Below are 22,065 nucleotides of genomic sequence, written 5' to 3'. Positions count from 1 at the left end.
ATTAAAGGGTGTGAAAGTGCTGCCAAAGTGTATGTGCTTGTGCGATATCAGCGGCAATGGCTTGCTGTAGTTCAGGCAAGGACTCAAAGCGCTGCTCGTCACGAATTTTCTTATGAAAAGTTACTGCTATATGTTGGCCGTATAAATCGCCAGAAAAATCTAATACATGCACTTCTAAGTGTGCTTGCTGAGTTGTGTCAACGGTCGGTCGTGTACCTATATTAGCAACACCTGGCAGGTGTCGCCCACTGCGCAACTGCACAGAGACTAAGTACACGCCTTGCAACGGCGCGCGATGACGCTTGAGTTGCACATTAGCGGTTGGCGCATTTAAGGTGCGACCAAGTTTCTTACCGTGCATGACACGGCCATCAATACTGTAAGGGCGGCCTAATAAGCGCCGAGCTAAAGCAAAATCAGCATTGGCCAATGCCGTGCGCACCCATGTGCTACTGACGCGCTGACCATCGATTTCTATGGTTGTCGTCGGTTCTACGCTAAAACCAGACTGCTGCCCAGCGTCTTGCAAAAAAGTATAATCACCACGGCGATCACAACCAAAACGAAAATCATCGCCGACCTTGAGGTGCTTAATACCTAGCGCATCGATAAGCACAGTCTGCACAAACTCTGCGGCACTGAGCTGTCGAAAGCGTTTATTAAAGGCAATACACAACACTTGATCAATGCCCGCCTCAGCGAACAAGCGCAGCTTATCGCGCAATCGGGTCAAGCGCACCGGTGCCGTTTCAGGATTAAAAAACTCCCGTGGCTGCGGCTCAAAAACAATCACGCAACTGGGCAGACTCAGGCGTGCTGCACTTTCACGCAGACGCGTTAATATCGCCTGGTGTCCAAGATGAACACCATCAAAATTACCAATCGTAGCAACGCACCCATGATGTGATGGGCGCACATTGTGCAAACCGCGAACCAACTGCATATTTAATATCTTGCCAGAAAAGACTCTGATTATAACCACAGCTAAGGCATTAGAGCACCTTTAGCCAACTTAACGGCGCAGATGATGCATTCTAAGACCACAGGCAAACAAAGTGCCAACAAACACAAAAAGACCACCACACACCAATACCGTCACTTCCCAGACACGGCGCTGCCAGTGCCAAGCAAACCATTCACTGCTTGGCGCATTGAGCCATAGCACCAGCACCAGCATTGCCGCACAGGCAGCGAACAAACGCAGAACAAATAACCACCAGCCCGGCGCAGGCTGGTATACCCCCGCGCGATACAGGCCGCGCAATAACAACCCAGTGTTAAGCATGCTGGCCAGTGATGTCGCCAACGCCAAGCCAACATGCTGTAACGGCCAAATCAGCAACAGATTAAGCGCCATATTGACCACCATGCAAATAATCGCAATGCGTACTGGGGTTTTTAAGTCTTGCCGAGCAAAGAAACCTGGCGCTAACACTTTAATCAGCATAAAGGTCAGCACACCCAATGAATATGCCTGCAATGCCGCTGCTGCCTGAATCACATCCGCCGAGGTCATCGCACCGTACAAGAACAACGTCGCGATTAATGGCTCCGCCAAAATAGCCAGTGCCAACGCCGCCGGCACACCCACCAACAGCACCATGCGCAAAGCCCAGTCGATGGTCGCCGAGAAATCTTCGGGCTTAGCTGTGGCATGCTGGCGCGACAAGGCTGGCAAAATCACTGTGCCAATGGCAATACCGAACGCACCCAAAGGCAATTCAGACAAACGGTCAGCGTAATACAGCCAAGAAACACTACCGGTCTGCAGGAAAGACGCCAACACAGTATCCAGCAGCAAATTAATTTGACTGACCGACACACCAAACAGAGCCGGCAGCATCAGCAGCATAATGCGCTTAACCCCAGGGTCGCTGGCCACCACTCGCGGGCGCGGTAATAAGCGCATTTTCCACAAAAACGGCATCTGAAATAATAACTGCGCAACACCAGCAATAAATACACCCCAAGCCAGCGCCATCACCGGCTCGTCAAAGAACGGGGTTAAAAACACCGTCGAGGCAATCATCGAAATATTCAACAGTACCGGGGTGAAAGCCGGCACGGCAAAGCGCCCATAGCTATTAAGGATGCCACCGCAGAACGCAGTTAAAGAAATCAGCAACAAGTACGGGAAGGTAATACGCAGCAGCTCACCGGCCAGCTCCATCTTGCTGGGTTCATTATGAAAGCCCGGCGCAAATAGCATGATCAGGTAGGGCGACATCACCACACCCAACGCAGTGAGTGCCGTCAAGATCAAGCCCAGCATGCCAGCGGTACGGTCGACCAATTGTTTCACATCAGCAAATGAGCGTTTTTCTCGATATTCGGATAAAACCGGAACAAACGCTTGGGCGAACGCACCCTCAGCAAACAATCGACGTAAAAAGTTAGGGATTTTAAAAGCAACAAAGAAGGCATCCGCAGCCGCACCAGAACCAAAGTAGCTGGCAACCACCATATCGCGCACCATGCCCAGCACACGCGAGAGCAAGGTCATCACACTGACCACTGCACTGGAGCGCAAAAGGCTGGAGGGTTTAAGCTTTTTAGGTGTTACAGCAGGGTCGCTCATGATGCACTCTTCCGAATTAAGCGCACAAGTTTAGTCGCTTGCCCAAGGGTATGCCATAAAGATTGCAGAGAAAGCATGCATTCTACTTTTCGCCTGCGTATACTGCGCGCGCAAACTTGCTGTCTGAGTGAAATAACGCATCGTAGGATGCTATTTTTATCCCATAACAGCATCTTGACACGCTAATGATTTGGCTGCATAATCTGCGGCCTATTTTGATTCATTCAACTAAAAGTTTTCGAGGAGTACGACGTGGCCAACAGCCCTTCTGCCATCAAACGAGCTAAACAGGCTGCGAAGCGTAGCGACCATAACGCAAGCATGCGTTCTATGGTGCGTACCTACATCAAAAATGTAGTTAAAGCCGTCGAAGCTAAAGATTTAGAAAAAGCACAAGCTGCTTACAAATTGGCTGTCCCTGTTATCGACCGTATGGCCGATAAAGGCATCATCCATAAGAACAAAGCTGCACGTAACAAGAGCCGCCTCAACAAGCGTGTTAAAGCACTTGGTGAAGCAGCCGCTGCTTAATTGCGACAGCGTGTTTAATAAAGAACCGGCTTAAGCCGGTTTTTTATTGCCTGAAACTTAGATTTATCTAGCCAGTCACCTTTCGAATCAAGGCACGACTGATCACACGAACCTTATCGCGCGGCTTAAAGCGCTTTAGTGTGGCTTTAACAATACCTTGGGTAAAGCGTGTACGTTTTGAATAATCAATATTCACATCGACATATACCGGCTGATTATTTGCTGCAAACTGCAGCGCCTGACGAATACCCGTTTCGATATCAGCCTCACTCTGAATGGATACAAATTGCGCACCAACAGTCGCCGCCAGTGCTTGCATATTGATGCCATGCAGCACCGTACAGGTTTTGCGGTTATAAGGAATTTGCTGCGCCTGCGCAATTTGTGACAACTCGCCATCATTAAAAATGAACACCACCACGCCGAGCTTGTGGCGCACAGCCGTCAGCATTTCCATGCCGGTCATCAGCAGTGCGCCATCACCGACAATACCAATCACCGCCCTTTGCGGATTAGCAAATTTCGCCCCAATCACCGCCGGTACGCAGTAGCCCATCGCATTAAAGTCAGTGGGCGAAATATAGTTACGCGCGCCTAAAATTGGCAGCAATTCCGCGACTAAGTAGGTGTGATTACCATCATCAGCCACCACAATACAGTCATCACTTAGCTGCGCACGCAGTGCTTGGAAAAACTGAGCCGGATTAACCCGATCGCCGCTTTTATGCGCCAGCCACTGCTGCTGATAGGCGGCTTTATCCTGTTTAATCTGCTGCGCCATAGCGCCCTCTTGCGCTTGCCTTTGCAGCGCACGCACTTCGCTTAAAAGTGCTGGCACAATAGCGCGCGCATCACCCTCTATCGCGACTTTTGCTGGATAGTTGGCGCTGAATACCTGCGGGTTTATATCAATATGAACTAAATCCTCGGGCACCTGCATGCTAAAACTTCCGGTAGGGATCTCAGCAAATCGAGTACCGATTGCCAGCACTGCATCACACTGGGCGAACGCCTTTTGTCCTGCCGGTACAGAGTAACCACCAAAACCCATGCCGGTATGCAGCGGATGATTCCCGGGGAAGGCGCTTAAGCCTTGCAGCGTAGTGGCCACCGGTGCATTCAGCAATTGAGCCAACTCAATGAGCTCAGCCTGGCAATCAACCGCGCCCCAACCCAGAAAAAAGCCCACTTGCTTGGCTTGCGTCAACAGCTCTGCGGCCTGCTTGACTAAAACATGATCAAAGGTGGTCTGCGGCTGCAAACCGGCAAAGCTCGGCATAGTGTCGACTTCACCTAAAAAATTACCGATATTGTAGGGCAGCTCAACAAATACAGGGCCTGGCTCACCATGCATGGCTAACTGATACGCCGCATACAGCGCAGGAATGACCTCACTATGCGACTTAATATGGAAGCTTCCTTTAGTGATTGGCGACAGCAACCTGTGCTGATCCATCTCATGCAATTGATAACGATGGCCACTCTCAGTATGGATACCACCGGAAATAACCAGCATCGGGATGCCCGCTAAATAGGCCTCACCGATACCACTCGACGCATGGGTGACGCCAGCAGCCGGAACAATCAGTAAAGTGCCGATGCTATCACCAGTACGACTGATGGCATCCGCCATAAACGCGCCACCACATTCATGGGTGACCAGAACCGGCTGAATCTGCTCTGAGCTATTGAGCTCGTCATACAGCTCGGTGTTATGCACACCCGGAATACCAAAGGTATAGCGCACGCCCAGTTGCTCTAAGGCAAAACGCGCCAATGCTGCGCCTGTCTTTTTCATCGTACTAAGCTCCTGCTATTTTATTCGACGTTATTATTGAGTCAGCATGAAGAGGTTAACCGGCGACAATGCTGCGTGCTGCGCGGCGACCATTAAAAACACAGTTGGATAAAAAAGTACCCTCTAACGAACGCCCCCCAGAAATCCCCGCACCACCAAAACCAGCCGCTTCTCCTGCAGCATACAGCCCGGCAATCGGCACACCTTGCGCATTCAGCACCCGTGAATTGAGATCAGTCAGCATACCGCCCATGCTTTTGCGACTGATTAAGCGCAAACGAATGGCGATCAATGGCATCTGTTTACGATCAATAATAGGCTGTAATTTACAAGTGCGTGCACGATCGCCACGCCACTGGCGTAACTGCTGAATGCGGCGAATTTGATCATCATTGTGTAAGCCGTGCGGCCCCTTGAGCATGGCATCATAGCGCGCGATATCGGCACCCATACCAGTCACTTCCAGCGCTACCTCTGGAGCAATACGCTGCATCTGTACGGCCAACTCATCCAAGCTATTGCCGCTAACCACATCAGGGCAATGATCAAGCAACCACTGGGTTTGCTGAGCATTACCACGCAAGGTTTGCCAGATGACCTGTAGCAGTTTTTGATCGCGAAAGTGAGGATTGCTATCACTGCCAGAAATCGCCAGCTCTTTATCGGCGATACGTTTATTCATAATTTGCCAAGTATATTGCTGCGGCAAATGACCTGTGATTTTACATAAATCATGGGTATCAAAGCCGGTCACCATGGGTTTCGGACCAATACGTCGACCATAACAATCCATCCACAACGCCGAGCGTGGCGGTATTAAACTCAAGCCATGCTGTGGGAACTGTGGCTGCGGATGGGCAATGCCGGCGGCGTAGTTCCACATATAATGCAAATTGCCAACCTGCCCGCCTATAGCCTGCACACAATCATGCAGTGCGCCATCAGCACTGGGATGCGCACCGCTGAGTAAATTATCGGGCGGCGCACCGTACACTGGATCCCAGTGCTCGCGCACCTTGTCCAAGTTGCCATTAATGCCGCCAGTGCAAATCACAGTGTTATCAGCCTGCACCGCAAAGCCACCATCAGGTTGCTCCCCCTGACAACCCACAACACGACCATCACAATAATCTAAAGCTTTTACTTTATGCAAAAACAGACAGCGCAAGCGCTTAGCATTAGCGTGTTCTAGTAGCTGCTGAACGAGACTGCGGACGACACCCTGTCCGCAGCCCCAAGCAATATGGTACCGCGGCAGCGAATTGCCATCAGCGTAATTGCCTCGCTCAGGCCATTGCACAACAGGAAAGAAGCCAATGCCGTAACCCTGCAGCCAGTCATAAATTTCACTACGATTATATTCGCAATAGGCCTGCGCCCAACCCTGCGCCCACTGACTGTTTGGCTGAAATTGCGCTGCCTGCTGCCAGTCCTGCCAAAACAATTCACTCGAATCAGCTATGCCATTGCGTCGCTGCTCTGGGGTGTTATTGAGCAACATACCGCCAAAGGCTTCTTTCGCCTGCCCACCAAAACGCTGCTGCTCACAGGCATCCAGCAACAACACTGAGCGGCCATTATTTAATAATTCTAAAGCCGTGCAGATACCCGCCAATCCAGCGCCGATCACCAAGGTATCTGCTTTATAAGCAAAGTCACTCATAGCGGTGTACTCATTGTTATTATTTACAATCTTCGACTCATGCAGATAGCGTACAGAATACCTGAGATATGACGAATGCAAAGCTGGCATTTCACAAGCATGTATGCAGTGATATCAAAGCGCATGCTCGGCAGCCCAACGAGTTTAGAGTACAGACTGCAATCGCATCACAATTCTATCCGCCTAACTGATTTATTTGTGAGTTTAGGCGATGCCGATAGAGCTGTTGTTTAGGCGTTGTTAAACACTGTAGCAGCATGACAGTGTGTTAATAGCGACAATAGACGCAATAAAAAACCCGAGCCTCTTAACAAGACTCGGGTTTTATCTTACCGCTGAATAAGCGTTTACAAAGGTTTACCGCGGTTACCATGCTGACTGACGAAGCTCTGCACGACAGCTAAATCATTGGCTAGCACTGTGCAACGCTCTTCACGCTCAAACAGATCAGCCATATGCGCTGGCAGACGCGGGCTGGCATCAGGTACTGCCTTCTCGACTGCCTCAGGGAACTTAACCGGATGCGCAGTACCCAGTGTAACCATCGGTGTTGCCAGGCTACGACGGCACTCACGGGCAGCGTGCACGCCAATCGCGGTATGCGGATCAAGCAGCTCACCGGTCTCTTGATAGACTTGCGCGATAGTGGCACAGGTTTGCTCATCATCCACGGCTAATGAATCAAACAGCTTGCGGGTCTCGGTCCAGCGTTCATCGGTCACACTCATCTCGCCCGTGGCGCGGAAATGATCCATCAACTCTGCCACTTTAGCGCCATCTCGACCATGCATATCAAACAGCAAACGCTCAAAGTTGGACGACACCATAATATCCATCGACGGTGACAGGGTTGGATGCAAGGTATCTTTATCGTAACGGTTACCACTCATAAAGCGGTGCAAGATATCATTGCGGTTGGTGGCAACAATCAGCTGATTAATCGGCAGGCCCATATTGCGCGCTAAGTAGCCGGCAAAGATATCGCCAAAGTTCCCAGTTGGCACTGAGAAGGCAATCGAACGCTGCGGCCCACCCAGTTGAATCGCCGCATGGAAGTAATACACGATCTGCGCCATGATGCGCGCCCAGTTGATCGAGTTTACCGCCACTAAACGCGTACCCTTCAGGAACGACTGATCAGCAAAGCTGGCTTTGACCATCTCTTGGCAATCATCAAAGTTACCTTCAATGGCAATATTGTGAATGTTATCGCTCAAGGCGCTGGTCATTTGTCGACGCTGTACTTCCGACACGCGCTGATGCGGATGCAGAATAAAAATATCGACATTCTCACAACGACGACAGCCTTCAATCGCCGCTGAACCGGTATCACCAGAGGTCGCCCCCATAATCACTACACGCTCATTACGCTTAGTGAGGAAGTGATCTAATAAACGGCCGAGCAACTGCAAAGCAAAGTCTTTAAAGGCTAAGGTCGGGCCGTGGAATAGCTCCATCACCCACTCATTGCCATGCAATTGACGCAAAGGCGCAACCGCGCTGTGCTCAAACACGCCGTAGGTGTCTTTTAGAATCGTTTTAAAATCAGCATCGTCAATGCAGCCGGCAACAAAGGGGCGCATCACCCGAAAAGCTAATTCGTGATACGGCAAATCAGCCCAAGAGGCGATCTCTTCCACGGTAAAACGCGGTAAGTTTTCTGGCACATACAAGCCGCCATCGCTGGCTAAACCGGCTAACAATACATCTTCAAAATTCAACGCGGGGGCTTGGCCGCGCGTGCTTATATAACGCATAAGTAACACCCTTTTTCAGAGTCGCTTAACTTGAAATTAACCCAACTGTTCAACACGGATTCGCACAACTGGCGTCTGCACGGAATCTAAGGCTTCTAAAGCAATAATAGCATCATTAATACGCTGCTCTTGCACACGGTGGGTCAGCAGAATGATAGGAATAGAGCCATCCAGCTCTTCTGCTTCTTTTTGTATAATGGACTGAATATTAATCCCGCGTACCGAGAAAATACTCGCCACTTGCGCTAACACGCCAGGGTGATCCTTGGCTTGAATGCGCAGGTAGTACGCGCTTTCGCACTGATCAATCGGCAGAATCGGATGCTCAGACAAGGCATCGGATTGGAACGCCAAGGCCGGCACCTGATGCTTGGGCTCAGAGGCCATAGAACGCGCCACATCAACAATATCTGCAATCACTGAAGATGCGGTTGGCTCCATACCAGCGCCCGCGCCATAGTAAAGCGTGCTGCCCACAGCGTCGCCATTGACCATCACCGCATTCATCACGCCATTGACGTTAGCTATCAGCTGATCAGCAGGAATTAAGGTTGGGTGCACACGCAGTTCAATGCCTAAATCAGTACGACGTGCGACACCTAAGTGCTTAATGCGATAACCCAGCGCTTCCGCGTAGTTCACATCTGCAGTAGTCAGCTGGGTAATGCCTTCGGTGTAGGCCTTTTCAAACTGCAACGGAATACCAAAGGCAATCGAAGCTAAAATCGTCAGTTTATGCGCCGCATCAATGCCTTCAACATCAAAGGTTGGATCGGCTTCAGCATAACCCAGCGCTTGTGCTTCTTGCAGTACATCTTCAAAGGTGCGGCCCTTCTCGCGCATTTCGCTGAGAATAAAGTTACCAGTACCGTTGATAATGCCGGCCAACCAGTTAATACGGTTAGCCGCCAAACCTTCACGGATGGCTTTAATGACGGGGATGCCACCGGCAACAGCAGCTTCAAAACCAACCATCACGCCTTTTTCACGGGCGCGGGCAAAAATCTCATTACCGTGCACAGCAATTAATGCTTTATTGGCGGTAACCACATGTTTACCGTTTTCAATGGCGCGCAGCACAACTTCTTTAGCGATGCTATCGCCACCAATCAGCTCTACCACCACGTCAATTTCAGGATTGTTAACAACGTCAAAAACGTTATCAGTCATTTCAGTGGTACTGGTATCGCATTGCGGGTTAATTGAGCGCGCAGCAACTTGCACAACCTCAATCGAACGGCCTGCACGCCGAGAAATTTCTTCAGCATTACGCTTAAGAACATTAAAAGTACCACCGCCAACGGTGCCTAAACCACAAATCCCTACTTTTACTGGTTTCACGCTGCATCGTCCCCATTATCAAATTAAATAAATCCGCGCAAAAGAGTATGAGCGGCAAAAATACTGCACTGTACGAAGCCTATAACTGTTGGTCAATCTGCTGCTGAGCTTTTAATGCTTGAGCAGCCAATTGCTTCGCTGGTTGGTAGCCTGGAATGATTTCCCCATTGGCTAACACTATGCTTGGTGTACCCCGCACGCCAATCGCCTGACCTAGAGCAAAGTGTTTTTCAACGGGGTTTCTACATGTTTTTTGAGCAATTTTCTTGCGTTGTTTAGCTTGCGTCATTGCCGTTAATCGGTCATCTGCACACCAAACACTGACTAAACTGTCATAGGCTGGGCCAGCTAAACCGCCGCGCGGAAAGGCCAAGTAACGCACATCGACGCCTGCAGCATTTAACTCAGGTACTTCGCTGTGCAGTTTCTGGCAGTAACCACAATCGGGGTCGGTAAAGACAGTGATCGAAGTTTGCGCGCTTTGCGCAGGAAAAATCACCATCTCTTGGGTATTTAAACCCTGCATCTGCTCAACCAACGCTTTACGCTCAGCCTGCTCAGTTAAATTAACTGGCACACCGTCTTGCACCTGCAGCAACTGCCCTTGAAAAATAAACTCAGCGCTGGCGCTCACATACAAAACACGACCGCCGCGTATCTGCACTTGATACAGCTCAGGCATCGCACTGGGCGCAACGTTTTCTATAGGCAGATCAGGCTGTATTTGCAGCAAGCGTTCACGCACTTGATCAATCTGCTGCTCATTGGCCGACAGACTTGAACTCAACAGCAGCGCGGCGCATGCACCGACCTTTAATAACCTAGTTTTCTGCATAGCATGCGCCCAATTAAAAGAGCCAAGTTTACACTAAAGCACCGCTGAAAAGTATCTGCTGCCTATTGCTGTCACTCATCGCAAGGCCACACCAGAAACTCAGCTAGAAAAGACACCAACATCCTGCACCGTTAGCATGTACTGCAGCTGTACGCTCGCCGCGCTACCATTCGCTGAAGGACTGTAGTGCATAACAAGGCATCTTGCTGTACCTCGCAGGCCGAACAGCGCACGACTAATACGCTACAATACGCGCACCATAAACTTTAGAAGATCCCACACTCCATGCGACTTGATCGATTTCTATCTGAAGCAACTAGCATCAGCCGTAAAGAAGCAAGCAAAGTACTGCACCGTGAAGAAGTAAGCGTCAACGGTGTTGTACAAAAAAAAGGCGCGTTTCAAGTACCTGCTGGAGCAGTGGTTATTTACAACGATGTGCCTCTGGAGCTTCCAGGCCCAACCTATCTGATGATGCACAAACCACTTGACTGTGTCTGTGCAAATGACGATGCACTACACAGAACGGTATTTTCGTATTTAGACCTGCCTAACACCGATAAGCTGCATACGGTTGGTCGGCTTGATCTTGATACTTCAGGCTTATTATTAATAACTGACGATGGCAAGTGGTCGCACCGCATCACTTCTCCCAAGCAGCAATGTCCAAAGGTCTACCATGCTTGGCTGGCCGATCCTCTTAGCACAACAGACATCAGCGCTTTTGCGCAAGGCTTGCAGTTACACGGAGAAACAACCTTAACCGCCCCAGCCGTGCTTGAAATAATTAATGAACGCGAAGCCTTAGTGCATGTGCATGAAGGCCGCTACCACCAAGTACGCCGCATGTTCGCAGCGGTAGGCAATAAAGTAGAAAAACTACATCGCGAGCAAATCGGTGCACTAAAACTCGACGCTGATCTTGCACCAGGTGAGTACCGTGTTCTTAGCGCAGAAGAAATCGCTCTATTCTAGGCAGCAGACAACTGTTACCAGCAAAGGCTCTGCAGCTATCTACCCCTACAATACAGCGCTCTCCATTAAAATCGAGGCAGCGGCAAGCGCTCCTCTGCCTCGACTCATTAATAGCGCATAATGTTTTAGCCTAACGCTTTACAAAATCGCTTCAAAGGATTCCGGTAAAATCTGGCCACCATCAACAATAATGGTTTGGCCGGTGATAAAGCGCGCTTCCGGTGATGCTAAGAAGCAAGCAGCGTGACCGATATCTTCTGGCTCACCCAAGCTTTTGACAGGAATCGAATCCGCCATTTCCTTTAAGTAAGCTTCACCTTGCGCCTCTAGCCCTGCCGTGCGGATATTGCCCGGCATTACAGCATTGATAGTAATGCCTTCTCGCGCACACTCCAGTGCGGCAGAGCGCATAAAGCCCAACTGCCCTGCTTTACTCGCTGCATAGTGCGACCAGCCTGGGTAACCTGTAACAGCTCCAGTGATTGAGGACGTGATGACGATACGGCCGTAGTTACGCTGACGCATGCTCGGCAATACTGCCTGCACCATAAAGAAGGTGCTGCGCAGGTTAACGTTCATCATTTCTTCCCAGTTTTCCAAGGTCATGCTGTCCAGGTTGGCTTGGGGAAAAATACCCGTATTGGAACAAAGAATATCTAAACGACCATAACGTTCTACGACTGCATCAACCACGCGCTGACAAGCAACCTTATCAGTCACATCCAGCGTTTCAAATTTAGCACCCATCTCTTCAGCGGCGCGCTTGCCGGCCTCATTATCAATATCGGCAATCACAACCTGCGCACCCGCCTTTGCTAGAACTGCGGCAATTCCTTTACCAATACCGTTAGCACCACCAGTGACAATCGCAACCTGATCTTTTAGTGAAAACATATAACTCTCCTTATTGACTATAAGTACCTGCACCCCACTCAATGCAAGCAAACCAACTGCGCTTGTCTAAATACAGCGCAACCTGTTATGCCGCATAAAGAATATGCAGCTACTGTTATTAACAGATTCTGAACTCACAGATATGAAACATTGCCCACCTTCTTTAAAAAGAAGGTGGGCATTAAGAAAAGCCAAACCAGCGCTGAACAGCTTACTGGTCGTGGCTTTTTAGTGCTATTGATGCACTTCAGTTATTAAGGCTTCTGTACCCAAGACTGACACCAACCTGCTGGCTCAACACTGTTTTGCGGGAACAGTTGACAGCCATTATTGGCTTCTTGGAAGAACATACAGCTTGCGCAGCTACTGCCTTCTTTATACGAATCATGTGCACTGGCTTCTTTAGCAACTTTGACGTAGTTTAAAGCCTGCGCCTGAGGCGCTGAAGTATCAAGTGGTACAAGAGTATCAGCGAAAGCACGCTGTGAAAGAAGGCTCGCACCTAAAGGTAAGGCTGCGATACTAAACAAACTGCTGCGGATGAATTTGCGACGACTTTGATTAGGCATGATAGTTCCTTATTTTATTCTAGATATATGAGGAGTACTGAGCACTGACCTGCTATTGAGTATTATAAAAAACATACTTATAACAAATCGAATCAAGTCACGATTCAAATCAATATTAACAGAAAAGTACTTATCTATCAAAAACACATATAGGGCATGCGAATAAACTGCAACGTTATATCAGTCAACAATTTATCCATCAGAGGGTGAGTGTAATGAACATATTCTCGGGAAAATTGATCGTTTTTTATGATGGAGCCTGCCCTGTTTGCGTTCGCGACCGGCGCTGGTATGAAAAACTGGAAGGCAAAACAGAGAACTCCGTTGAATGGCTAGACATTACCGGACGTGATGATGAACTGCTCCAGCAAGGTATTGACCCAGACAAAGCGTTGCGCGAACTGCACGTTAAAGATGCCGATGGTCAGGTACACCGCGAAATGGCTGCTTATATCCTGCTAATGTCTCGCGTACCCGTACTCAAGCCACTAGCATGGTTGATTGCATTACCAATCATTCGCCCAACTCTAGCTTGGCTATACCATCGCTGGGTCGCGCGCAGACTTTCAACACGAATATAATGTCGCGGCTGATTGCCAGCGCAACATTCTATTCATAAAAAATCACTCGCGTTTAACTGCATTGGGTGCAGTTAAATAAAGAGTAAACAAGTACATTTTCAATAAACACATCTCACACATCGTCAGTCTGACTTAGTAGCAGCGCACTGACTTTAAGCTTTATCAGAAGCTTGCTTTTCCAGCTCGCGAAGACGCAAACGTTCAGTGCGCTCTTTCTCATAGCGCTCAGTAATATCTCGAGCTTGCGCAACTGTACCGACAACCTCATTCTGATCATTAAAAATCAAGGCAAAGCCCATTTCTGTGTAAAACTCACTGCCATCTGCACGCAACGCCTTGGTCGCCATAGGCTTGCCGCTATGTTTGGTCACGCCGGCAGCAATAGCAGCATCAAAACCACGCCAATGCATTTTGCGCAAAGTTTCGGGAATAATGATATCCAAGCTTTGCCCTAACGCCTGCTCGGCTGAAAAGCCAAACATTTTTTCAGCTGCAGCGTTCCATACGCGAATATTGCCTTGCGTGTCTGAGTAAATCGTTGCATCAGGCGATTGCTCAACCAACCAGTTTGCAAGCTCAGGGGGCATTTTTGTTGTAGGCATAACAGACTCCTCTCGGAATGTTTAATCCATTAACCCTAGCAAAACTGAAATCAATTTCGCAGCTATACAGAGAACTTATAGACTAAAGTCAATGCCGTATTAAAATCAAAAACAAGGCTAGGCTTTTAACCATTAAATTGTAGAGCAGAAAGTATTGCGAAGGGGCTCTGCATGAGCCCTGCCTTCAACAACATGCTAGAGACAGGACTCAAGAGAGTTTTAGCTATTATAAACTGTGTTTAGATCGGATAACGTGCGATCACAGCCAAGTCGTGTCCACCAGGAATATCCGCTTTGCGCACAGCCATAACTTTAGCGCCAGTGCGCAGTGCACGACCAGCGATTTCATCAACAATGCCATAGTTGATTGCATCACCTTCGGCAGCAAACGATACAACTCCCGTTTCGTCATCAATGGTGCCGTCAACCACACCGTCAATATCAACCAATAAACGGTCGATTCCACCAAAAGTGGCTAAGCGCGCAGCATCGGAAATATCCGTTGTCGTGCGCTGCTGTCCGGTACGCTGATCAAATAAACGGTGAAACTCTTTAATTTGATCCGCGTAGTGGGCATCAAGTACAGGTCTTGCCGCACTCGCCAACTCTGCTTCAGTTAAGTGTTGAGAGTTGCCAGTAATGGAGCCCGACAGCGCAGGGAGCACACTTACTGAGCGAAACAAAGCTTCCAAAGGTTTGGTTGTCGCTAAGATAAGAGGCACATCTGAACCCGCAAGCACTGGACGCAGTGCTGCATCAACCTTGCGCACAAAACGCGTAAGGTAAAAGTCTTGCCCTTGCGAACCATGCAAGTGACCGATACCGGTGTAATCTTTATTGACTGCCTTTCCGCCAGCCGTAGCAGCATCGGTTGGCATGTTCTGCACACTAATCTCGCTGGCTGGCAAGTCTGCAGATACTTTGATCAGACGCACAGACTTCTCTGATAGCGCTAAAATATGCGCAGCATGCGGGAAAGTAATCGCGCGCAGTAAGGGCTTGAGATGGAAACGATCAGACACCTCAACGATATCGCTTAGCTTACTTGCCATGCGGTAAGTACGCAGCGAATCTGGTGTCGCCAAAATCGCTAGACTGTTAGCTTGATGATTCCAAAAGTCTTCATCATTTAACAAGTCATTGAACTGTTCCTGCATAGATGCAATAGATTTTTTATCAAGACCCGCAGCCTCAAGTTGTGCAACCGCCTTTTTAACAAGATTGCCGAGATTCGTGCGACTTTGCTCAGTCTCACGACTAATCGGCGTTGTCGGCAAGTAAATAGAAACACACGCATCCGAGCGAACGAGGTTGAGGTTACCGATTTCATCGGCACTTGGCATATCAACGTAATACATATAAAGCCTCCTGCAAGATAGTGAACTGATATTATATCAGATATAGGTGTTTTGCGCAGTTGCGCCACGTCATAGAACGTTGCAATAACCCTAATAAAGTAGCCGTTAATTGACAAAAGCGGGTAACTTTGCAGACAAAAGCTATCACTGCCAACCAAAGCGCCGAATATAATAACGCTTCATCAGCGATGTCAGTGCAGCATAGCCAGCAAGAATCACGGCCAGCCAGATAAAGAAAGTCCACGGCAGGGCTTGCATTTTAAAGTAGCCTGCCAACGGTCCCATCGGTAAAAAAACACCAATGCTCATAATTGCTAACGTTGTCGCCAGCAATGAGACCGAGGCACGACTCTCAATAAAGGCCATTTTCGGGGTGCGGATAATGTGCACAATCATAGTCTGGGTCAGCAAACCCACGACAAACCAACCCGACTGGAACAACGCTTGCTCTGCAACGCTATTGGCCATAAATACATACCACATTATCGTAAAAGTCAGGATGTCAAAAACAGAGCTGAGCGGGCCAAAGAACAGCATAAAGCGCCCAATGCCGTCGGCATTCCACTTCAGCGGCTGACTGACTTCTTCCTTATCAACGTTATCGAAGGGAATAGCAATTTGCGAAATATCATAGAGTAAGTTCTGCACCAACAATTGCAGTGGCAGCATCGGTAGAAACGGCAGAAAGACACTGGCCACCACGATTGAAAAGACGTTGCCGAAGTTGGAGCTGACCGTCATGCGAATATATTTGAGCATATTGCTAAAGGTCTTACGGCCTTCAATCACTCCGTCCTTGAGCACCATCAGACTGCGTTCCAACAGAATAATATCCGCTGCTTCCTTGGCGATATCCACCGCACCATCTACAGAAATACCGATATCTGCAGCTCGCAGTGCTGGTGCATCGTTAACACCATCACCCATAAAACCGACCACATGACCTAAATCACGCAGACAATAAACAACACGCTCTTTATTGAGCGGAGACATCCGTGCAAAAATAGTCGTACTCTTTACTACTTGCGCCAAGGCATGGTCGTCCATGGCATCGACATGTGCACCTAGCACCAGCCCCTTAACCTCTAAGCCCACCTGCCGCGAAACCTCAGCGGCCACTAACTCATTATCGCCTGTGATTATTTTGACGTCGACGCCATGCTCTGCAAGTGCTTGCAGTGCCGGTGCCGTGGACTCCTTAGGGGGATCGAGGAAGGCGATATAGCCAATTAGGGTCAAGCCTGACTCATCCGCTTTCGAATACACAATCTGATCTGGTGGAATTTCCTTCATAGCGACAGCAATCACCCGTAAACCACTCTCATTGAGCTCACGCAGAACCTCTTTCAAGTGCGTCTCACGGCTATCATCGAGTGGATACACCTCACCGCCGTATTGCACATGGCTGCACACAGCAAACATTTCTTCTGCCGCGCCTTTGCTGATCAGCTCATGGTGCTCCTCACGCTCAGAAATCACCACCGACATGCGACGACGGGCAAAGTCGAATGGAATTTCATCCACCTTGCGATAGTTGCGAACAACATCCATCTCTGTTTTTAGCTCAACATGATCCAGCACCGCGCGATCAAGTAGATTTTTCAGCCCCGTCTGGAAATAACTGTTGAGGTATGCAAACCCCAGCACTTGATCGCACTGCTGACCTTCCACATCAATATGTCGAGCCAAGGCAATTTTATCTTGGGTGAGCGTCCCAGTTTTATCGGTGCACAGCACATCCATCGCACCAAAGCTCTGGATCGCATCCAAACGTTTAACGATCACCTGCCGCCGCGACAACATCACCGCACCGCGGGCCATGGTCGAGGTGACAATCATCGGCAGCATTTCGGGGGTTAGCCCAACCGCCACCGACAAGGCAAACAGCAACGCTTCAGGCCAATCACCCTTAGTGAAACCGTTAATAAACAGCACCAACGGCACCATAATTAGAGCGAAACGAATCAACATCCAACTGACTTTATTAACGCCCAACTGAAACGCATTGACATCAACTGCAGTTGCTACACGGGTAACTCGCCTTGCGAGAGTGCCAAAATACGTGTTATTGCCAGTCGCCAACACTACTGCGCTGGCCGTACCGGAAATAACGTTGGTACCCATAAATACGAGGTTATCCATGGCCAGTGCAGATTCGGTCGCGGCTCTAACGCTTACAAATTTCTCTACTGGCAACGACTCCCCAGTCATTCCTGACTGACTTAAAAAAAGGTCTGTTGCCGTCAGCACACGACAGTCCGCTGGAATCATGTCGCCAGCCGATAAATGCACAATATCCCCAGGAACAAGTTCTTTCATGGGAATCTCTATCGTGCTCTGGAAGCGATGATGGCCGCTGGGCTCGATGTCTTCGCTGGCGCGGCGCCTGACACTGGCGGTATTACTCACCTGTTCTTTAAGTGCATCCGCAGCACGATTCGAACGACGTTCTTGGAAAAATCGCATCAAGGTCGCCAGTACCACCATAATAGTGATCACCACAGCGCCCTGTAGATCCTTAGTGAACACTGACACCAATGCCAGCAGCGTTAACAATAAGTTAAACGGATTATTATAGCTCAGCCAAAGATGCCGCCACCAACGTACTGCGCTCTCGTGCTCAACTTCATTAAACCCGTGCTGCTCACGTAACGCCTCAGCTTCAGCCTCTGTCAGGCCCTGCACCGAAGAGCCAAGCCGCGCCAGCAGCTCATCTAGATCAGCACGTGCCTCACCTAGCAAGCGGCGGTTCAGTGTGTCTGATGGCCGCTCATTACGCTTACCCCGTGAAATCGATTCAAGAATGCTACGCCGACGAAATAGGTGTCTGCTTTTACGCGCCGCTAAATAGCGCTCAAAATAGTGTTTGAAAATATTCATACTGCTGCACTCCGCGCACAACCAAGCCAATATCTAAAGCATGAGCAATAACACTTACTAAGACTTAGCGAGCCCAGAATGGCCACTGCTAGCTGCCTGCTCCTATTTATTCGGCGCAGCGGAACGCAAACCAACGGTTAACGCCTGCAGTTCAATTTCATCTAGCGTTTCTACCTCCAGCAGACGCTTTGCTGCCGTTTCTAGAACGTCACGGTTATTGGTCAGGATATCAAGCGCTTGTTCTGATACATTCTGCAGTAAATTACGCACTGCAGCATCCAGCGCCTCAGCAGTTGCTTCACTGTAGCGTCGTTCAAAGTAGGCAGGGGCATTGCCACCCAAGAAGCTGTGTTTTTCTGCTTCATAGCTAACGCCACCCAAGTGTGCATCCATGCCATAACGGGCAACCATAGAACGTGCAATATCGGTGGCGCGTGCCAGATCATCAGCGGCACCAGTAGAAAAATGATCAAATACCAGTTGCTCTGCCGCACGCCCACCCATCAGCACGGCAATTTTGTCGCGCAATTCCGCTTCAGTCATTAAAAAGCGGTCCTCAGTTGGACGCTGAATAGTGTAGCCCAACGCTCCAATACCTCGAGGGATAATTGAAACCTTGTGCACTTTATCCACGCCTGGCAGCGCCATACTGACCAAGGCATGTCCCATCTCGTGATAAGCAACAATCTCACGCTCACGTGGGTTAATCAGACGATTGCGCTTTTCCAACCCAGCAACAATCCTTTCGATCGCATGGGTAAAATCATCCATGGTCACAACTTTGCCACGCCTACGCGTTGCCAACAAAGCAGCCTCATTGACTAGGTTAGCCAAATCAGCTCCTGAAAACCCAGTGGTCAACGCGGCGATATCTTCCAGCGCCATATCTGGGGCAAGCACAATCTTTTTCATATGCACTTTTAGAATCTGTACTCTGCCAGCACGATCAGGTCGATCCACCAGTACTTGGCGATCAAAACGACCAGCACGCAGCAGTGCAGGATCAAGAATTTCTGGGCGGTTGGTTGCCGCAAGCAATACCACACCCTCACCGGGGTCAAAACCATCAAGCTCGGACAACAATTGATTCAGGGTTTGCTCTCGCTCTTCATTGCCGCCTTGTACTGTAGCTGCACCGCGTGCGCGACCCAGTGCATCTAACTCATCAATAAAGATAATGGCAGGTGCTGCCTTGCGTGCTTGCTCAAACAAATCACGCACGCGTGCTGCGCCGACACCAACAAACATTTCCACAAATTCAGAGCCGGAAATCGAAAAGAACGGCACCCCTGCCTCACCTGCAACTGCTCGCGCCAGCAGCGTTTTACCGGTACCCGGCGGCCCTACCAGAAGAATACCCTTGGGCATACGCGCACCGAGGACGCCGTACTCTTTGGGGTTCTTTAGAAAATCAATGACTTCTTGCAGCTCAGCCTTGGCCTCATCAACCCCCGCCACATCATCGAAAGTCACGTTGGTATCGCTTTCGATATAGACCTTAGCCTTGCTTTTGCCAATCGACATCATCCCACCCATAGCGCCTTTGGAACCCATTCGACGAATCAGGAATAGCCAGATGCCGACAAAAATCAGCGCAGGTAAAACCCAAGACAACAGCGCAGTGAACCAAGTGTTTTCAACCGCCCCTGCATAGGTCACACCCGTTTCATTCAAGCGCTCGGCCAACTCAGGCGCAACCGGCGTGGTCACAAAGCCTGTCTTACCATTTTGTGCTGACTTAAAGGTACCTCTAATCGAGGCACTGCCAACCGTAACGCTTTCAACGGTACCTTGCTCAAGATAGGCTTCAAACTGACTATAAGGGATCGACTCAACTGTCTGGGTCTGCACCCAAATATCACGCAGTAAAACCACACCCATAACAGCAAAAAGAACATACCAAAGGTTGATTTGGGTTCCACGGTTCATGGCGCTTCTCCATTCAGCAACGTGCTCAGCTCGCAGAGTGAGAGCCTGCAAAATCACAGTACCAGATAAAGTATTCTAAACTACGGGGCGCTTGTCATGCTTGACAATGTATTTTGCTGCGGGGAACAGTAGGAATAAGATGTGACAGTTATGATGTAGAGCTAACATGCTGACCTTACAAGCTCTGCCTCAAATCCCTAGCCATAGGCCAGGGATTTTGATGCATTATTTCACTTACATCATAAGCATTTGTTACTGAAGCAGTTCTGGCTTAGGGGACGGGTAAATATTTGCAGTATCACGCCCCAAACCCTTAACCATACTTGCTTGCGGCCCCTCATCTCCTTGCGCCTCAACAAAGCGAACAGTATCGCCTTTATTGAGCTTATCAAAACCAGGATGCGCCACACTATTCTCATGAAAATAAATTTCGCGACCATCCGGTGTCATTAAAAAACCATAGCCCTTATCGGAGAACATTTTATTGACCACGGCATAGGGCGTATCCTCAACATCAACTCGCGGCGTCTCTTGCAAACGTCCCACATAGCCTCGTAGTTGTTGCTCAGCCGCATCAAAGGCATCACGGATCGTTATATAAATATCATTAAAATTATCGTGCTCGTTCGGCTCTCGAGAAACAACTAACTCTTCTCCAGGAACACTGATTTCAATATTCACTAAATGATTAAGAACATCATAACTCGGAGTCCGGTTAGGAACATCTAGCGTCACTCGGCAGGAAATAATGTGATCAAAATAACGCTTTAACTTATCAACACGCTCGCGCACAACTTCTTCCACTGAATCGGAACGCTTTGCGTTTCTAAAAGTAATTTCCAAAGGTATCTGCATAATTCACCTCATGTGAAAAAATTGACGTAGCTAAAAAGCAGTAAACCGCGCATCCGCCCGGCTCACTCTCAAGAAAAAGCTGACACCTACTGCCAATCAAGACCGGCAGGCAAAAAGTACAATACAACTCTTTATGAGTGTTAACAGCATAGACAGCTTTTTAAACCAAGTCCAACGCTCAGTACTCACCAGCAATACGCAACAACATTTGAAACAGTATGTAAAAACATATAGATTGAACTCAACCTTTTTCCCGTTGTCTAAATATTTAATAAGAGCCAGTCTTCGCCAATACCCTTGCCTTCCTTTGAGCTGTAAATGCCTTGTGGGCGTCATGCTCAAGGACAGCCCTAAGTATCAAACCATATACGCCAGCACAAGGCCTCGACACAGCTCGAAACCCCACTCATGCAACCTTTTGAGGACAATGTTATGACTGCTGCTGAAACCTCTTTAACGCAAGAACAGATCAAACACTTTGCGCAACGAATTGACGCTCGCAAAAATCTTTTACTTGATGAAATTCGTCACGTTCTTGCACGCTCTCGTAACGAGTATTATGTCGACCTTATCGGCGGAGCAGGTGATTCTGGTGATGAGGCTGCAGCCTCTTTACTGCGCGATATCACCGAAGCTGAAGTGATCCGAGATGTAGGTGAGATTCGTGACATTGCTGCTGCTGAAGTTCGCATTGCTACCGGAAAGTTTGGCCTATGCACCGACTGCGGCGAGCCTGTGCGTTACAAACGGCTGGATGCTTATCCAACTGCTAAGCGCTGTTTTTCCTGTCAGGTCATCCGCGAAAGGGAGCTGGCGCCCTCGCCTTATACGGGCCGATAACCACCATATAAGATAGATTTATTACTAGGTGCGGGCTGAACAAGCCTGTGTTCAGCCTCTTTTAACTTCACTATCAATA

The 22,065-nt window shown here is 49.1% G+C and carries 18 protein-coding genes; 4 read left to right on the top strand and 14 right to left on the bottom strand.

Annotation, left to right across the window (positions count from 1 at the left end):
• Position 1 precedes the first annotated feature (1 nt).
• Both ribF and murJ read right to left on the bottom strand, forming a co-directional pair.
• Entirely contained in the window at positions 2-943 is a 942-nt protein-coding gene (gene ribF, locus FXF61_RS02285; RefSeq protein WP_151183749.1) for a bifunctional riboflavin kinase/FAD synthetase, read from the bottom strand.
• 69 nt (positions 944-1,012) lie between these two features.
• Positions 1,013-2,578 (bottom strand): murein biosynthesis integral membrane protein MurJ, encoded by a 1,566-nt coding sequence (murJ, locus tag FXF61_RS02280; protein ID WP_151183748.1) that lies wholly within the window; start codon positions 2,576-2,578, stop codon positions 1,013-1,015.
• A 252-nt stretch (positions 2,579-2,830) separates the two neighbouring features.
• Between murJ and rpsT the strand changes: the two genes are divergently transcribed.
• Entirely contained in the window at positions 2,831-3,109 is a 279-nt protein-coding gene (gene rpsT / locus FXF61_RS02275) for a 30S ribosomal protein S20 (RefSeq protein WP_151183747.1), read from the top strand.
• 67 nt (positions 3,110-3,176) lie between these two features.
• On the opposite strand, the gene FXF61_RS02270 is transcribed toward rpsT, so the two are convergent.
• The 5 genes from FXF61_RS02270 to FXF61_RS02250 form a co-directional block, all read right to left on the bottom strand.
• On the bottom strand, positions 3,177-4,907 hold the full coding sequence (locus FXF61_RS02270) for a thiamine pyrophosphate-binding protein (protein ID WP_151183746.1): 1,731 nt from the start codon (positions 4,905-4,907) through the stop codon (positions 3,177-3,179).
• Between the two features lie 55 nt (positions 4,908-4,962).
• The gene (locus FXF61_RS02265) at positions 4,963-6,570 is read right to left on the bottom strand and encodes an FAD-binding dehydrogenase (RefSeq protein ID WP_151183745.1); all 1,608 of its coding nucleotides are present in this window, start codon (positions 6,568-6,570) and stop codon (positions 4,963-4,965) included.
• A gap of 347 nt (positions 6,571-6,917) precedes the next feature.
• On the bottom strand, positions 6,918-8,327 hold the full coding sequence (gene thrC, locus FXF61_RS02260; protein ID WP_151183744.1) for a threonine synthase: 1,410 nt from the start codon (positions 8,325-8,327) through the stop codon (positions 6,918-6,920).
• Positions 8,328-8,363: 36 nt separating this feature from the next.
• On the bottom strand, positions 8,364-9,668 hold the full coding sequence (locus tag FXF61_RS02255; RefSeq protein WP_151183743.1) for a homoserine dehydrogenase: 1,305 nt from the start codon (positions 9,666-9,668) through the stop codon (positions 8,364-8,366).
• A 79-nt stretch (positions 9,669-9,747) separates the two neighbouring features.
• On the bottom strand, positions 9,748-10,503 hold the full coding sequence (locus FXF61_RS02250; RefSeq protein ID WP_151183742.1) for a DsbC family protein: 756 nt from the start codon (positions 10,501-10,503) through the stop codon (positions 9,748-9,750).
• Positions 10,504-10,788: 285 nt separating this feature from the next.
• On the opposite strand from FXF61_RS02250, the gene FXF61_RS02245 reads away from it, so the two are divergent.
• Positions 10,789-11,478 (top strand): pseudouridine synthase, encoded by a 690-nt coding sequence (locus FXF61_RS02245; RefSeq protein ID WP_151183741.1) that lies wholly within the window; start codon positions 10,789-10,791, stop codon positions 11,476-11,478.
• Positions 11,479-11,616: 138 nt separating this feature from the next.
• Here the strand turns inward: FXF61_RS02245 and fabG are convergent, their stop codons facing one another.
• Positions 11,617-12,372 carry a 3-oxoacyl-ACP reductase FabG gene (gene fabG, locus FXF61_RS02240; RefSeq protein ID WP_151183740.1) on the bottom strand — a complete coding sequence of 252 codons (756 nt, stop codon included), beginning with the start codon at positions 12,370-12,372 and terminating at the stop codon, positions 11,617-11,619.
• A 254-nt stretch (positions 12,373-12,626) separates the two neighbouring features.
• Positions 12,627-12,941: a high-potential iron-sulfur protein gene (locus FXF61_RS02235; RefSeq protein ID WP_151183739.1), complete on the bottom strand. Its 315-nt coding sequence runs from the start codon at positions 12,939-12,941 to the stop codon at positions 12,627-12,629.
• 215 nt (positions 12,942-13,156) lie between these two features.
• On the opposite strand from FXF61_RS02235, the gene FXF61_RS02230 reads away from it, so the two are divergent.
• Positions 13,157-13,522, top strand: a complete 366-nt coding sequence (locus FXF61_RS02230; RefSeq protein WP_151183738.1) for a thiol-disulfide oxidoreductase DCC family protein — start codon at positions 13,157-13,159, stop codon at positions 13,520-13,522.
• A gap of 152 nt (positions 13,523-13,674) precedes the next feature.
• On the opposite strand, the gene FXF61_RS02225 is transcribed toward FXF61_RS02230, so the two are convergent.
• From FXF61_RS02225 to FXF61_RS02205, 5 genes are all read right to left on the bottom strand, one after another.
• Entirely contained in the window at positions 13,675-14,124 is a 450-nt protein-coding gene (locus tag FXF61_RS02225; protein WP_218571831.1) for a PAS domain S-box protein, read from the bottom strand.
• Positions 14,125-14,363: 239 nt separating this feature from the next.
• Positions 14,364-15,482: a hypothetical protein gene (locus FXF61_RS02220; protein ID WP_151183737.1), complete on the bottom strand. Its 1,119-nt coding sequence runs from the start codon at positions 15,480-15,482 to the stop codon at positions 14,364-14,366.
• A 144-nt stretch (positions 15,483-15,626) separates the two neighbouring features.
• Positions 15,627-18,362: a magnesium-translocating P-type ATPase gene (mgtA, locus tag FXF61_RS02215; RefSeq protein WP_151183736.1), complete on the bottom strand. Its 2,736-nt coding sequence runs from the start codon at positions 18,360-18,362 to the stop codon at positions 15,627-15,629.
• Between the two features lie 102 nt (positions 18,363-18,464).
• On the bottom strand, positions 18,465-20,291 hold the full coding sequence (ftsH, locus tag FXF61_RS02210; protein WP_151183735.1) for an ATP-dependent zinc metalloprotease FtsH: 1,827 nt from the start codon (positions 20,289-20,291) through the stop codon (positions 18,465-18,467).
• A 252-nt stretch (positions 20,292-20,543) separates the two neighbouring features.
• Positions 20,544-21,146, bottom strand: coding sequence for an HPF/RaiA family ribosome-associated protein (locus FXF61_RS02205; protein ID WP_151183734.1), 603 nt, complete (start codon positions 21,144-21,146; stop codon positions 20,544-20,546).
• A 432-nt stretch (positions 21,147-21,578) separates the two neighbouring features.
• Here FXF61_RS02205 and FXF61_RS02200 point away from each other — a divergent pair, with 432 nt between their 5' ends.
• Positions 21,579-21,986, top strand: coding sequence for a TraR/DksA family transcriptional regulator (locus tag FXF61_RS02200; protein ID WP_151183733.1), 408 nt, complete (start codon positions 21,579-21,581; stop codon positions 21,984-21,986).
• Positions 21,987-22,065 lie beyond the last annotated feature (79 nt).

The organism is Pseudomonas sp. C27(2019) (genome assembly GCF_008807395.1).
Classification (GTDB): Bacteria; Pseudomonadota; Gammaproteobacteria; order Pseudomonadales; family Pseudomonadaceae; genus Denitrificimonas.
The sequence above is the reverse complement of the archived record's forward strand: the minus strand, read 5'-3'. Positions and strand labels throughout refer to the sequence as shown.